We start from the raw sequence: 14,036 nt of genomic DNA, 5'->3' as shown, positions 1-14,036 counted from the left end.
AAAAACATACAGAAGAAAATGGGAGTTTATTTAATATTAATCATCCCGGTATTATTGCTGAGCATGTTTGTACAATGGCGATTTAGAAATAAATTTTCTAAATATGCAGAAATGCAACTTAGCTCTGGTTTATCGGGCAAAGAGGTAGCAGAAAGAATGTTACATGATAATGGGATATACGACGTGAAGGTGATGAGTACCGAAGGACAATTAACAGATCATTACAATCCATCAGATAAAACCGTTAATTTAAGTACAGATGTATATTATAGCCGAAGCGTTGCTGCCGCGGCTGTAGCCGCCCACGAATGTGGACATGCCGTACAACAGGCGAAATCGTATAACTGGTTACAGTTAAGAAGCAGTATGGTTCCGGTGGTAAGTATATCATCTAATCTTTTACAATGGGTATTATTAATTGGTGTATTGCTGATCGGTTTTACCGGAAATCCAATTGTTTTGGCAATTGGTGTAGTCGGTTTGGCACTGGTAACTATCTTTAGTATCATTACCCTGCCAGTCGAATTTGATGCCAGTAACCGTGCATTGGCCTGGCTAAAAAACAATAACGGTGTAATGCAAACACAAGAAGAAAATGCACAGGCCAAAGATGCACTTTGGTGGGCAGCCATGACTTATGTTGTAGCAGCTGTAGGTGCATTAGCCAATTTATTGTATTACGCATCAATGCTTTTTGGAAGAAGCAGAGATTAGAGATATTTAATTATGAAAAGCACAGAGCGGCCGGGTTAATCCTGGCCGTTTTTGGTTTGTATCGGTTTGGAAAATAGAATCATTATTTTCTCTTTTTTGGAAAGCGGGTTTGGAAGCTTTTCGGTTTGATGCAGTCCCGCTATCCGCTTTACTTCGTGTTCGCTCCTATCGGGTTTAGGTGGGTAAGTTCGTTGTGCTATTTGGGGTTGCAAGGTGCAGAAAAAGGATTTTACCTGCATGATGAGTTAACCTTTAATAATTGCAGTGTCACTGCTTTTTAAACCTGATTGACGTGAAAAGCCCACAGCGCAGCGAGGACTTGAAACAAAAAGCAGGACTAACTCTAAAACGGAATGCTGCAACTGCTTTTCTAAAGAATAGATAAAAGAGATTGGTTGCTGTTTACAGCATTGTTGAGGCACCTGTAGACTTAATTTGCTTCAGAGATTTCTCCATTTCGCTTCACTTCAGTCGAAATGACGATTTTTCTAAGAATTAATTCAGTTTATAAGGCGCGATTAACTGAAACTCTGGAATATCAACTTCGAATTCAGATCCGTCAATGTCGCGTTTCATTAAATAGGCACCTTTCATGCTGCCCATATCGGTTTTCAGATTACAGCCAGAAACATATACATGCGTTTCGCCAGGCTGGATAATGGGTTGTAAACCAACCACACCCTCACCTTCTACCTCTCTTCGGCTACTGTTCGAATCGAAAATAAACCACTGTCGGCGCATCAATTGCACAGCATAATCAGAAAGATTAGAAATTTCTACGCGATAAGCGAACATATAATGCTCGTTGGCCGGATTTGAATATTCTGGCTGGTAAACTGTTTCAACTGAAACTTTAACCCCGTCTGTGATAGCTGTAACCATGATGATTTACGAATGTATAAAAAAACCTTTCAAAAATCAAGCCAGTACTTTAGTGGCATCGTAGTCGGCAAATTTTTCTGCCACTTCTTCTAAAATACTGTAAATGTTGTTGATATCTGGCTCGGCCACCAAACGCATACGGTAAGGTTTAAAATCTGGCAGGCCTTTAAAATAGTTGGCATAATGGCGGCGCATTTCGAAAATTCCGGTTTTAGGACCTTTCCATTCCAGCGATTTATCTAAGTGTGTACGGCAAACTTCAATACGTTCTTCAATAGTTGGTCCGGCAAGGTGCTCGCCTGTTTTAAAAAAGTGTTTTACCTCTCGGAAAATCCATGGATAACCAATTGCAGCACGACCAATCATAATGCCATCGATCTCGTATTCCATGCGCCAGTTGGCCGCTTTTTCAGGACTATCCACATCGCCATTACCAAAAATGGGGATTTTGATGCGTGGATTGCGTTTAATCTCACGGATAAGCGACCAGTCGGCCTCGCCTTTATATAACTGAGCCCTTGTTCTGCCATGAATGGTAAGAGCCTGAATGCCCACATCCTGAAGGCGCTCGGCCACTTCGTAAACGTTTTTGGTGTTATCGTCCCAACCCAGGCGGGTTTTAACCGTAACAGGTAAATGTGAAGCTTTAACTACGGCTTCGGTCATTTTTACCATTTTATCAATATCCTGTAACAGGCTGGAACCTGCGCCTTTACATACTACATTTTTAACGGGACAGCCATAATTGATGTCTACGAGATCGGGTCCTGCAGCAGAGGCAATTTCTGATGCTTCTCTCATGTGATCGATATCGCCACCAAAAATCTGGATACCAATGGGTCTTTCGTACTCGAAAATATCAAGCTTTTGTATGCTTTTTGCAGCATCACGGATCAAACCCTCCGAAGAAATAAATTCGGTATACATCATATCAGCTCCGTTTTTTTTGCATACATAACGGAATGGCGGATCGCTTACATCCTCCATTGGAGCCAGCAATAACGGGAACTCACCTAAATCTATATTTCCTATCTTAACAGACATTTTCTATCTTCAACGATTAATAAAACATACAAAGGTACAAATAATGAATTTTGTAACACCTAACAAGGAGGAAATCAATCCTTTCTTACAATTACTTTTACTTTTATTTTACGCAGTTATAGGCGGGCTTGTGTTTGGGATTCTGGCTATTGCCATCGTTTTAATGATGTATGGCTTAGGAATAGTAAGTAATCTAGACATGCTTTTAGCTGGTAATCCTAAGTATATTGGTGGTTTTAAAGTGATACAAATATTAAGTTCCATCGGAACATTTATATTACCTCCAATCGCCCTGGCTTTAACAGAGCGGAAAAAAGTAACCGAATTTTATCTTTTCAGGCAACCAAAATTCTTATTGGTTGTGCTGGTTCTCGCTATTATGATCCTGAGTATGCCATTTATGGAGTGGACGGTGATCTGGAACCAGAAAATGGTTTTGCCTGATTTTTTGCATAAGATAGAACAGTGGATGAAGGAAAAGGAGGCTATTGCAATGAAAATGACCATTCAATTGATCACCGTACGCAGTAATTTCGATTTTATCGTAAACCTCATTATGATTGCCGTTATACCTGCGGTTGGCGAAGAACTGATGTTTCGTGGAGGTGTACAACGATCGTTAAACAGGGCTTTTGAGAATCCCCATGTGGCTATCTGGTTATCAGCCATTATTTTTAGCGCCATCCATGTGCAGTTTTATGGTTTTGTACCACGGATGTTATTGGGTGCAGGATTTGGTTACCTGTATTATTTTAGCGGAAGCATCTGGTATGCCATGCTGGCGCACTTTATAAACAATGCTTATGCGGTTTGTGCGGCTTTTTATATGCAGAAACACCATATGCCACTCGATAAAGCAGATGAACCAATCGGTTTTCCATGGTATGGCTATTTAATTAGTGCAATAATTACCATAGCTTTGTTTAAATTTTTTAAAGATAGCGCAACACGTGAGCGAAAATTGGGTTAAAGTATATACCACCAGCGATGCCTTTGCGGCCGAGGTATTAAAACAGGGATTAACAGAAGCCGGGATTCCGGCAGTAACGATGAATAAACAGCTCTCGGCCTATAATATTGGCGAAATAAATGTTTTGGTGAATAAGGTAGATTTCGATAAAGCCATAGAATACATCGTTGAAAACGAAATTGAGTAGTAATAATGACCTTAAACCTTACACCCTTTACCTCTTACCTTAAATGAAAACCAGGGCAATAACCGCTTTCTTTTTTACCATTGTAATGCTTGGCTCCATCTTACTGGGGAGTTATACTTTTACTATTTTTTATCTTGTTTTAAGTGTTTTGGCTTTGTTTGAGTTTTATAAGCTGATTAAAAACGCTGGAATCAGGCCACACCGCAATATTGGTTTGGCGGCTAGCTCATTAATATTTTTAATGGCTGCAGGTTTACACTACCTCAAATACGATGTGAAATACCTTTTGCTTTGTATCCCGCTAATTTTCTCGGTTTTTATTAAGGAGTTATATAAAAAGAACAAAATTCCATTCGCCAATATCTCCTACACTTTTGTGGGCTTTGTTTATGTAACCATTCCTTTCTGTTTTTTTCATGCGCTGGGTTTTTTAAAAAACTGGAGCGAATATAATTTTCATCTTCCACTGGCATTTTTACTGATGCTTTGGGCTAATGACACAGGCGCATATCTTTTCGGCGTAAAATATGGTAAACGCAAATTGTTCGAGCGACACTCGCCGAAGAAAAGCTGGGAAGGTTTTTTCGGAGGCATGTTTACCAGTGTTTTGGTTGCTTTTGGTTTATCATTTCTATTTACCGAAAGTCCTGCCTGGGTTTGGATTGGTATGGCTGTATTGATTGCCTGCTTTGGTACACTGGGCGATTTAGTAGAATCGATGCTTAAACGCAGTCTGGATACGAAAGATAGTGGTGGTTTGTTACCTGGCCACGGTGGTTTGTTAGATCGTTTTGATGGCTTGTTACTGGCAGCTCCAGTAGTTTATGCTTATCTGTACCTGATTTTGTATTAAAATTGAACTTATTATCGCCCTCATTTGCAACGGGGATGAATGAGATCTACATTTGTAATGTGTTTATGCTATTAGCGATACAATCGCTATTTCACTAAATTAGGCCTATGATTTTTTCTTATGCAGTAGCCGTTATCACGTAATATTCCCTTTCCAGCTGTTCGCCGGTTTTACTTTGTAGCTGCTCTAATTTTTTAAGGGTATTTTTAATGGTAAGACCTGCTTTTTCTAATAATTTTTTTACGGTTTCTACCTCATAAAGTGTAAATCCATAAGGGGTAAAAGGGAGGTTTTGCATGAAAGTTTTATCAGCAAAACCTATAGAAAAAGTGCCCTTAGGTTTTAATATTCGCTTAATTTCGTTAAGGTATTCGCTGGGATTTGTCCAGAAGTATATTGTATTAACCGTAAAAATTTTATCGAACCGATCATCATCAAAAGGCAATGTAATGCCATCTGTTAGCTGAAAGTGAACCTTTCCTTTTGTTATGAAATCCTGATTGATTTTTCCGGCTTCAGCAATAATGGTTGGAGAAATATCGGCACCAAAATAATGGAGGTTTTCGGCTTTTGATAATAATTGAGCGATGTGTCCGCCGTTGCCATGACCGATTTCTAAAACAGTTTCATTGTTTTGAAGATCAAGTGAATCAATCGCAGCAGTAGTCATACCGATATTATTGGCATGCATCATTTCGCCTGTTTTAATGCCGTGTTCGCCTTCGGGACAAGCCAGTTGCCTGGCAATATTTTTTAAGTCTTCCTCAGAAAGTTGCTGTTCCATAATCAAATTTAAAGATTCCGGCGGTATGATTTTTACATCTTTTTGGCCAAAGCTTATTTAATTACCTGAACCGGCTTTTTATTTTCATCAATGGCCACAAAAGTAAAATCGCCATGTACGGCCAACTCTCTTCCTTCAGCATACATCTGCTCGATATAAATTTCTACATTAACCTTTAAACTGGTATTTCCCACATGGTTTACCTTACCGATAAGCTCTACAATAGTGCCTGCCGGGATTGGTTTTTTAAAATCTATCCGGTCGCTGCTTACGGTAACCATAATCTGACGGCTAAAGCGGGTTGCGGTAATAAAAGCAACCTCATCCATTAAATGCATGGCGGTGCCTCCGAAAAGGGTATCATAATGATTGGTTGTGTTGGGGAAAACGGCTTTAAAAATGCTGGTTTTAGAATTTTCTATTCTTTCTTCTAGGGTCATGGGTTAAATATAGGTGCTGTAAAAAGCTTTGACAACTTTCTTTATTAGAAAGTTGTCAAAGTAAAGCTTGGCTTTGGATAACAGGAATAGAAAAATCCGTGTTTCCGTAGCAAAAATAAGCAGGGTTAATTCGCCTGAAGAGCTGCAGCCAAAACCTCTTCGGCTTTACGCATCTCTTTGGCGGCCTCGACCATTTCTATTAAAGCCTTTTTGGTTTCGTCCCAACCACGGGTTTTTAAACCACAATCAGGGTTTACCCAGAGTTGTTCGGAAGGAATAACAGCCTTTGCTTTTTTGAGCAACTGAACCATTTCTTCCCGCTTCGGAACCCTTGGAGAGTGGATATCGTATACACCCGGGCCAATTTCATTTGGATATTTAAAATCGGCAAAAGCGTCTAATAATTCCATCTGCGACCGTGAAGTTTCAATGGTGATTACATCTGCATCCATATCGGCAATGTTTTGGATGATATCGTTAAACTCCGAATAACACATATGCGTGTGGATCTGTGTATCGTCTTTCACGCCACTGGCCGAAATTTTAAAGGCTTTAACTGCCCAATTCAAATAGTTTTGCCAATCGGCTTTGCGTAATGGTAAACCCTCTCTAATGGCGGGCTCGTCAATCTGAATGATCTTTATCCCTGCATTTTCCAGGTCGCAAACCTCATCACGGATGGCCAGGGCAATCTGCGTGCAGGTTTCGGATTTTGGTTGATCGTTACGGACGAACGACCATTGTAAAATCGTTACCGGACCAGTTAACATCCCTTTCATGTATTTCGAGGTAAGCGATTGTGCATAGGCTGTCCACTTTACGGTCATGGGTTTCGGGCGCGAAACATCACCAAAAATGATCGGTGGTTTTACACAGCGTGAGCCATAACTCTGTACCCAGCCATTTTTAGAGAAAGCAAAGCCATCCAGCTGCTCGCCGAAATACTCCACCATGTCGTTACGTTCAAATTCGCCATGAACCAACACGTCCAGATCGATTTCTTCCTGCCAGTTTACGGCTTTAGCAGTTTCTTTGGCGATCAGATCATCATATTCTTCCACGGTAAAAGTTCCGTTTTTAAGCTTAGCCCTCCAGCTTCTTACTTCTGCTGTTTGCGGAAACGATCCGATGGTGGTAGTGGCATAAATGGGAAGATTAAGTTCCTGTTGCTTTATTTTTCTGCTTGAAAACGGGCTCAATCGTTCGGCATCCTGTGCTTTTAAACCCAGAACACGTTCTTTTACTTCAGGGTTATGGATGATTTTAGAAACTTTGCGGTTAGCAATGGCAATTTTGTTTTCCTCCATTTTTTGCAGGGTAGATGCAGGGCTTTCGTTGGTGATTAGCTTTTTTAAGGTCGCTAGCTCCGAAATTTTTTGTTTCGAATAAGCCAGCCATTGTTTAATTTCTGCTGAAAGATTTTGCTCATTGGTTTCATTGTCTAAATCAACCGGTGAGTGGATTAGTGAACAAGATGGAGCGATCCAAACTTTATCTAATCCTCTTTTTTCTACCACTTGATTAATGATTGAAACGGATTTTTCGAAATCGTTTTTCCAGATATTTCTTCCGTCTACCAAACCTAATGAAAGGATGGTCTCTTCTTTTAATGAAGCCAAAACAGCCGATAATTGATCTTCAGCACGTACCAGATCGATATGTAAACCATTTACCGGTAATGAAGTTGTTAGGGCTAAATTATTGCCCAAACCTTCGAAATAAGTAGCCAAAACAATTTTTAGCCTTGGGAAAGTCTTTCTGATCTCTTTATAAACATATTCGTAAGCTTTTTTGTCTTTCTCGCTAAGGTCTAAAGTCAAAAAGGGCTCATCAAACTGAACATATTCTACATCCAAAGCATCCAGGCGGGATAAAATCTCAATATAAACCGGAAGGAGATTTTTGATCAGGTCGATTTTTTCGAAACCAGCTTCTTTTTCTTTCCCCAGTAAAAGGTAAGAAACCGGACCGATTAAAACAGGCTTGGTCGTAATGCCCAATTGTTTCGCCTCATAAAACTCATCGATCACTTTAGTAGAGAAAAGTTTAAAAGGCTGGTCTTTATAAAATTCAGGAACAATGTAATGATAATTGGTATCGAACCACTTGGTCATTTCCATGGCTACTACATCCAATCCCTCCTTTTGATAACCCCTGGCCATGGCAAAATAAAGATCAAGCTCAGAATTTCCTTTTTTCAGGATTACTTCGTTGTACCTTTTTGGGATGGCCCCAAAAGTTAAAGAATGATCGAGCACATGATCATAAAAAGAAAAGTCGTTCGAAGGAATAACATCAATTCCAGCTTCTTTTTGAAGGTTCCAGTTTTCGTGGCGAATGTTTTTTCCCACCTGAAGTACATTTTTGTACCCAGTTTTATCTGCCCAGTAATTTTCGCAGATTTTCTTTAATTCCCTTTGGCTACCTATTCGCGGATAGCCCAGATTTTGCGTTAGCATCTCTTTTAAAGATTAAGTAAATAAATCGTTTAAAAGCCCTCAAGCAATATTTTGTAATACTTTATATTAAAAATTAAAAGGAAAGGTTATGGCACAGCCTGCCTACTCAATAGCCAAAAGCTTAAAGCAAGCCTATAAAATTTTAATTTTATGGTGTACAATCAGACCTGACCAATTACTTTATAACGCGAAAGCACCGTCAATTCAATATAGGCAGGTCTCCTGGCTTATTCCCGATCTTATCGCCTTCCCATACCGATAAACGGCACAGTGGCATGAATGATAAGACCGTTGTCTTTTAGATAAAGACAGAATTTACAGTTGCGCGACAGCTCGTGATTTGCACACGATTCCCTATTAATCCCGGGTGTAATTCCGGGAACCTGTATCGGTTGATGAAAAATAAAGTTAAGAACTTACATCAGGGCAAATGTATGGATTAGGATTTAAAACTTGTAACAAATTTACAGCAAGCCGTTTTTGGAGCTTATTCTCTATTATATTTGAGTACCTAACTAAACCCTTATTATGATAAAAATCTACTTTAAAAGGCTTTGTATTGCTTTTTTAATGGTAAATAGCTGTGCGGTGCTGGCACAGGAAGTACCAACGCCAAAGTCGCATTTTGGTTTTGATATCGGCGACGATTACCAACTGGCCAATTATACCCAAACCGAAGCTTACTTTAAGAAACTCGCGGCAAGTTCTGACCGCATTAAACTGGTTGATATCGGTAAAACCGAAGAAGGCAGAAGCCAGTATATGCTGATTGTTTCTTCACCGGAAAACCTGAAGAAATTAGACCGTTATAAGGAAATTTCGCAACAACTGGCACATGCCGAAATTACACCTGAGCAGGCAAAAGCATTAGCCCAGGAAGGCAAAGCGGTAGTGTGGATAGATGGTGGCTTGCATGCAAACGAGGTAGTGGGTGCACATCAGCTAATCGAAACCGCTTATGAGTTTGCCTCCAGAAAGGATCCTGAAACCCTTCGTATTTTGGATAATGTAATCATCTTGTTTACCCATGCCAATCCTGATGGGCAAGAACTGGTGAGCAATTGGTATATGCGAGAGAAAGATCCCAAGAAAAGAACAACCTCAGGCTTGCCCGTTTTGTATGAAAAATATGCAGGGCACGACAACAATCGCGATTTCTTTATGCTCAACCTTAAAGAAACGCAGAATATTGGACGTCAGCTTTTTGTTGAATGGATCCCGCAGATTATGTATAACCACCATCAGGCTGGTCCGGCTGGAACCGTTGTGGCAGGTCCACCCTACCGCGACCCGTTTAATTATGTTTTCGACCCAACCCTGCTAACCAGTTTAGATGCCGTTGGTGCGGCCATGCACAATAGGATGAATGTAGAAAACAAACCTGGTTATACCCAGCGAGGGGGATCTGTTTATTCTACCTGGTACAATGGTGGTTTAAGAACCACCACCTATTTTCATAACATGATTGGGCTGTTAACTGAAATTATCGGGAACCCTACACCCGCTGAAATTCCGCTAGTTCCTTCGAGGTTATTGCCGAACGGCGATTCACCAAACCCAATTACCCCAAGGAAATGGTACTTTAAAAACTCGATCGATTATTCGGTATCGTTAAATTATGCCGTTTTAAATTATGCACAACGTTACCGCGATGAATTGTTGTTTAATATTTACCAGATGGGCAGAAATTCTATTGAGCGGGGTAAGAAAGATACCTGGTCTTTTTCTCCAAAAAAAATAGAGGCCATTAATAATGCTGCCAAAGGCGAAAAAGGTGCTTCAGTTGCTGGAGGAGATGCCGATTTTGGTGCAAGACGACAAATTAGTATGAAAGCGTTTGATACCGTGATGAAAGCTCCTTTAAACAGAGATCCACGCGGATATATTTTATCGGCAGATCAGCCGGACTTTAATTCTGCTGTTAAGTTTTTAAATGCTTTGATCAGGACAGGTATTGTAGTTCAAAAAGCGACGGCTTCGTTTACTGTTGCCGGCAAAAATTATCCTGCCGGAAGTTACGTGGTTAAAACCGATCAGGCGTTTCGTCCACATGTTTTGGATATGTTCGAGCCTCAGGATCACCCGAACGATTTTAAATACGAGGGAGGTGCACCAATTCCGCCATATGATGCCGCAGGATGGACCCTGGCCTATTTAATGGATGTGAAGTTCGATCGGATTCTCAACGATTTTTCAGGGCCGTTTGAGAGAAATCCTTATGGTGCTTTATTGAAATTTGAGCATAAATTGCCAAATGGATCGGGTTACGTATTGAGTGCGGCGCAAAACGATTCTTATACTGCAGTAAACGACTTATTGAAAAACAAAGTTGAGGTGTATCGTTCGACGGAGAATGGCGATTTTTATGTTTCATCGGCAGGGAAATCCATATTGGAAAAAGCGAATATCAAATTAAAAAGCGCAGCTGTACCAAAAGATAAAATTAAAATTTCTGCTGGAAGAATTGCCCTTTGGGACACCTATGGAGGTTCTATGGCTTCGGGTTGGGTGCGCTTTTTAATGGAGCAATACCATTATAACGCAACAGTAATTTATCCACAGGATATTGATGCGGGCAATTTAAAATCTAAATACGATGTAATTGTTTTTGTGGGTGGAGCAATACCTGCTGTTCAGGGCGGAGGGTTTGGAAACAGATCTTTCGGACCAAAAGCAGAAGAAATCCCTCAGGAGTTTAGAAATCGTTTGGGTAGGATTACGGCAGATAAATCGATCCCTGAATTAAAGAAATTTTTAGAAGCCGGTGGGAATATTGTAACCATTGGTAGTAGTACCAATTTAGCCTATCATTTAAACCTCCCTGTTCGAAATGCAATGGTCGAAATTGTAAATGGAGAGGAAAAGCGGTTACCTTCTGAAAAATATTATGTTCCGGGAAGTGTTTTAAACGTTGGTGTTGATACTACTTTGCCAACCAATTGGGGCATGGAAAAAGAAGCAGATGTATATTTCGACAATAGCCCTGTTTTTAAACTCACCGGCGATGCTATTGTAGCCGGAAAGATTAAACCTTTAATGTGGTTCGAAAATGCAACACCATTACGCAGCGGCTGGGCCTGGGGTCAGGCTTACCTGCAGGACGGGGTAACTGCTTTTGAAGCTAAGGTTGGTAAGGGTAAATTGCTTGCTTTCGGACCAGAAATTGCTTTTAGGGCACAAACGCATGGTACATTTAAACTGATATTTAACCAGTTATACAAGTAATAAAGTATTTGTAAATGAGAGCCGCTATCCTGAACGATAGCGGCTTTTTACTTTGGCCTTACTATAGGCAAGTATAATCACCTTAATTTTGTACCATGAAAGTAGAAATCTGGTCGGATGTAATGTGTCCGTTTTGCTATATCGGGAAAAGACATTTTGAACAGGCTATAGAAAAATTGCCTTTCAAAAATGAAATTGAAGTGGATTGGAAAAGTTATCAGCTCAACCCTGAATACCATAATACAAATAATGAAACGGTATACGATTACCTTTCGCGAAGCAAAGGAATGCCTATTGAACAAGCCAAACAAATGACCAAACAAGTGGTTGATATGGCTGCAAATGCCGGTTTAACCATCGATTTTGATGCCAATATCCCTGCCAATACCTTTAATGCACACCGTTTGATCCATTTGGCCGCAAAGCATAAGCTTCAGGATTTAGCCGAAGAGAAACTGTTTGAAGCTCATTTTGTAAACAGCAAAAATATTGGCGAAACCGATGTTTTGGTTGATCTTGCGGTAGAAATTGGCTTGGATCGCACAGAGGCAGAAGAAGTTTTAAAGGGAGATCAATTTGCGGAGGCTGTTCGTTACGATATTTACGAAAGTCAGAATTTAGGGATTCGCGGTGTACCTTATTTTGTAATGGACCGCAAGTACGGCGTTTCGGGTGCCCAACCTGTTCAGGCTTTTACCGATGCACTTACCCAAAGTTTTACCGAATGGAAAGAAGCTCAACCCAAAACAACACTGACTTCATTAAATAAAAATGATGATGCGGTTTGTGATGAGAATGGTTGTGAAATATAGATTTGTTTCCCGCAGATTAAGCTGATCAACGCAAATTTTTTTGCGAAAGCCATTTTGATCTGCGGTTTTTACAGATTAGTCGTCATCTCGACTGGAGCGCAGCGCAATGGAGAGATCTATTCAAAACGATCGTCTTTCCCGCGCAGGCGGGAATCTTAATGCAACCTGCGACCCTATTAAGGCATTACGATTTCCAATCAAGTTGGGAATGACGATTCCTCTATACCTGCCACTATCACTTTTTGGTTTGGGAAGACAGTAGCCCGAAATAAATATTCGCATTAACCTATCATTCTTAACTATCGATTTTGATTCTTCAACGGTGTTAACAGATACTCTAATCCATTCACCCGTATTTCGAACATGGTAGCCATTAAATCGCCCAATTTTCCTTTCGGGAAGCCTTTGTCTTTATACCAAAGCAAATAACTTTCAGGGATATTGCAGATCAGATAACCTTTATATTTTCCATAAGGCATCTGCATTTTTACTAAATCGAGCAATAAGGTGGGGTCTAACATTTATAATATAAAGTCTAAATAATTCTCTTTGTTAATTACAGAAAATGTGGCTTCTGTGTAATTTTTGGCAAAAAAGCCTGGTATTTTTTTCTTTTGGTTCCCCCATTTAAAGTCGGCAGCTAAAATTTCTCCGTTTTTTACTTCTATTAGGTCAATTTCCTGTTGGTCATAGGTTCTCCAAAAGTAGTAAGTGGCATTGTGTTGTTCGTATTCCATTTTTTTTATACGCTCACTAAAACAATAATTTTCCCATAAAAGCCCTTGGTCATTCCGGAGTGCAATTAACCTGAAATCATTAATTATTGCATTGCGGATGCCATTATCGTGGAAGTACCATTTTGAAGATTTTGTAATTTCTTTATGTAAGTTATTGCTATATCCACCAACTTTATAGATGATGAAAACCTTTGAAAGTAAATCGAGATAACGGTCAACAGTATTTTTACTGATGCCCAGGTTGCGCGAAATCTCATCTATAGAAACTTCTGAGCCCACTTGGTAGGCGATAAGTTTTAATAATTCTAATAATTTAGCGCTATTCTGAATATTCTCATACATCAGAATATCCTTTAACAGATATGATTTAACCAGCTCCGTTAAATATTGTGCTTTTTCTGTTATTGAATTTAAATGGAATAACTCCGGGTACGAACCAAAAATTAAACGTTCTTCGAGGTTTTGCGCGGTTTGTAAAGCATTTTCCTGCTTATCCAATTCAACCTGTGCTATTGGATAAAGATAGTAGGTTAAACTTCTTCCCGTTAGCGGCTCGCCTGTTTGGTTAGAAAGATCAAAAGTGGAGGATCCGCTCGCAATAATCGTAAGGTCTTTAAAGGTATCGATAAGCAATTTCAATACTTTACCGATTTCTGGTATAACCTGGGCTTCATCAATAATAAGTAATTTGGCGTCTCCCAGAACTCTTTTATAGTTAGCCGCAGTCCGGGTAGATAGTAATACCTGTACATCCTGATCTTCTCCATTTAAAGAAAGATGGTTGATGTTGGCATCTTTAATAATGCTTTCCACTAGCCAGGTTTTGCCCACTCTCCTAGTCCCGAAAATTAATATGACCTTATTTTTCCCAATTTTATTGAGGATAATAGGCTTCAGAGATCTAATAATTTGACTTTCCATAAAGTCAA

13 protein-coding genes and 1 riboswitch are annotated in these 14,036 nt (G+C 39.8%); of the genes, 6 read left to right on the top strand and 7 right to left on the bottom strand.

The annotated features are described in order from the left end of the window. The first annotated feature begins 18 nt into the window (after positions 1-18). On the top strand, positions 19-714 hold the full coding sequence (locus AC04QZ_RS10270; protein WP_057930995.1) for a zinc metallopeptidase: 696 nt from the start codon (positions 19-21) through the stop codon (positions 712-714). Between the two features lie 495 nt (positions 715-1,209). Here the strand turns inward: AC04QZ_RS10270 and apaG are convergent, their stop codons facing one another. Both apaG and dusB read right to left on the bottom strand, forming a co-directional pair. Further along, positions 1,210-1,596 (bottom strand): Co2+/Mg2+ efflux protein ApaG, encoded by a 387-nt coding sequence (gene apaG, locus AC04QZ_RS10265; RefSeq protein ID WP_029274928.1) that lies wholly within the window; start codon positions 1,594-1,596, stop codon positions 1,210-1,212. 36 nt (positions 1,597-1,632) lie between these two features. Then, positions 1,633-2,640: a tRNA dihydrouridine synthase DusB gene (dusB, locus tag AC04QZ_RS10260; protein WP_086548465.1), complete on the bottom strand. Its 1,008-nt coding sequence runs from the start codon at positions 2,638-2,640 to the stop codon at positions 1,633-1,635. A gap of 43 nt (positions 2,641-2,683) precedes the next feature. Here dusB and AC04QZ_RS10255 point away from each other — a divergent pair, with 43 nt between their 5' ends. From AC04QZ_RS10255 to AC04QZ_RS10245, 3 genes are read left to right on the top strand one after another with little or no spacing between them, the layout of a single operon-like run. Further along, a complete protein-coding gene (locus tag AC04QZ_RS10255; RefSeq protein ID WP_478357691.1) occupies positions 2,684-3,610 on the top strand; it encodes a lysostaphin resistance A-like protein in 927 nt (308 codons plus the stop codon). Then, positions 3,591-3,797, top strand: coding sequence for a putative signal transducing protein (locus AC04QZ_RS10250; RefSeq protein WP_316845330.1), 207 nt, complete (start codon positions 3,591-3,593; stop codon positions 3,795-3,797). The genes AC04QZ_RS10255 and AC04QZ_RS10250 overlap by 20 nt, the downstream gene beginning before the upstream one ends. Positions 3,798-3,840: 43 nt before the next feature. Beyond that, positions 3,841-4,650 carry a phosphatidate cytidylyltransferase gene (locus AC04QZ_RS10245; RefSeq protein WP_478357690.1) on the top strand — a complete coding sequence of 270 codons (810 nt, stop codon included), beginning with the start codon at positions 3,841-3,843 and terminating at the stop codon, positions 4,648-4,650. Between the two features lie 118 nt (positions 4,651-4,768). Here AC04QZ_RS10245 and AC04QZ_RS10240 read toward each other — a convergent pair whose 3' ends face one another. The 3 genes from AC04QZ_RS10240 to metE form a co-directional block, all read right to left on the bottom strand. Next, a complete protein-coding gene (locus tag AC04QZ_RS10240; RefSeq protein ID WP_478357689.1) occupies positions 4,769-5,434 on the bottom strand; it encodes a class I SAM-dependent methyltransferase in 666 nt (221 codons plus the stop codon). A 53-nt stretch (positions 5,435-5,487) separates the two neighbouring features. Further along, positions 5,488-5,874, bottom strand: a complete 387-nt coding sequence (locus AC04QZ_RS10235) for an acyl-CoA thioesterase (protein ID WP_025141655.1) — start codon at positions 5,872-5,874, stop codon at positions 5,488-5,490. A gap of 125 nt (positions 5,875-5,999) precedes the next feature. Beyond that, positions 6,000-8,333, bottom strand: a complete 2,334-nt coding sequence (gene metE / locus AC04QZ_RS10230; protein ID WP_478357688.1) for a 5-methyltetrahydropteroyltriglutamate--homocysteine S-methyltransferase — start codon at positions 8,331-8,333, stop codon at positions 6,000-6,002. A gap of 195 nt (positions 8,334-8,528) precedes the next feature. Beyond that, positions 8,529-8,735, bottom strand: a riboswitch (cobalamin riboswitch). Between the two features lie 126 nt (positions 8,736-8,861). Between metE and AC04QZ_RS10225 the strand changes: the two genes are divergently transcribed. After that, entirely contained in the window at positions 8,862-11,558 is a 2,697-nt protein-coding gene (locus AC04QZ_RS10225; protein WP_478357687.1) for a M14 family metallopeptidase, read from the top strand. Positions 11,559-11,653: 95 nt separating this feature from the next. Further along, entirely contained in the window at positions 11,654-12,370 is a 717-nt protein-coding gene (locus AC04QZ_RS10220) for a DsbA family oxidoreductase (protein ID WP_478357686.1), read from the top strand. A 299-nt stretch (positions 12,371-12,669) separates the two neighbouring features. Here AC04QZ_RS10220 and AC04QZ_RS10215 read toward each other — a convergent pair whose 3' ends face one another. Together AC04QZ_RS10215 and AC04QZ_RS10210 are read right to left on the bottom strand one after the other, a co-directional pair. After that, positions 12,670-12,891, bottom strand: coding sequence for a DUF3820 family protein (locus tag AC04QZ_RS10215; RefSeq protein ID WP_029274918.1), 222 nt, complete (start codon positions 12,889-12,891; stop codon positions 12,670-12,672). Beyond that, positions 12,892-14,028: an ATP-binding protein gene (locus AC04QZ_RS10210; RefSeq protein ID WP_478357685.1), complete on the bottom strand. Its 1,137-nt coding sequence runs from the start codon at positions 14,026-14,028 to the stop codon at positions 12,892-12,894. Positions 14,029-14,036: the final 8 nt, after the last annotated feature.

Source organism: Pedobacter folensis (genome assembly GCF_056490665.1).
The sequence above is the reverse complement of the archived record's forward strand: the minus strand, read 5'-3'. Positions and strand labels throughout refer to the sequence as shown.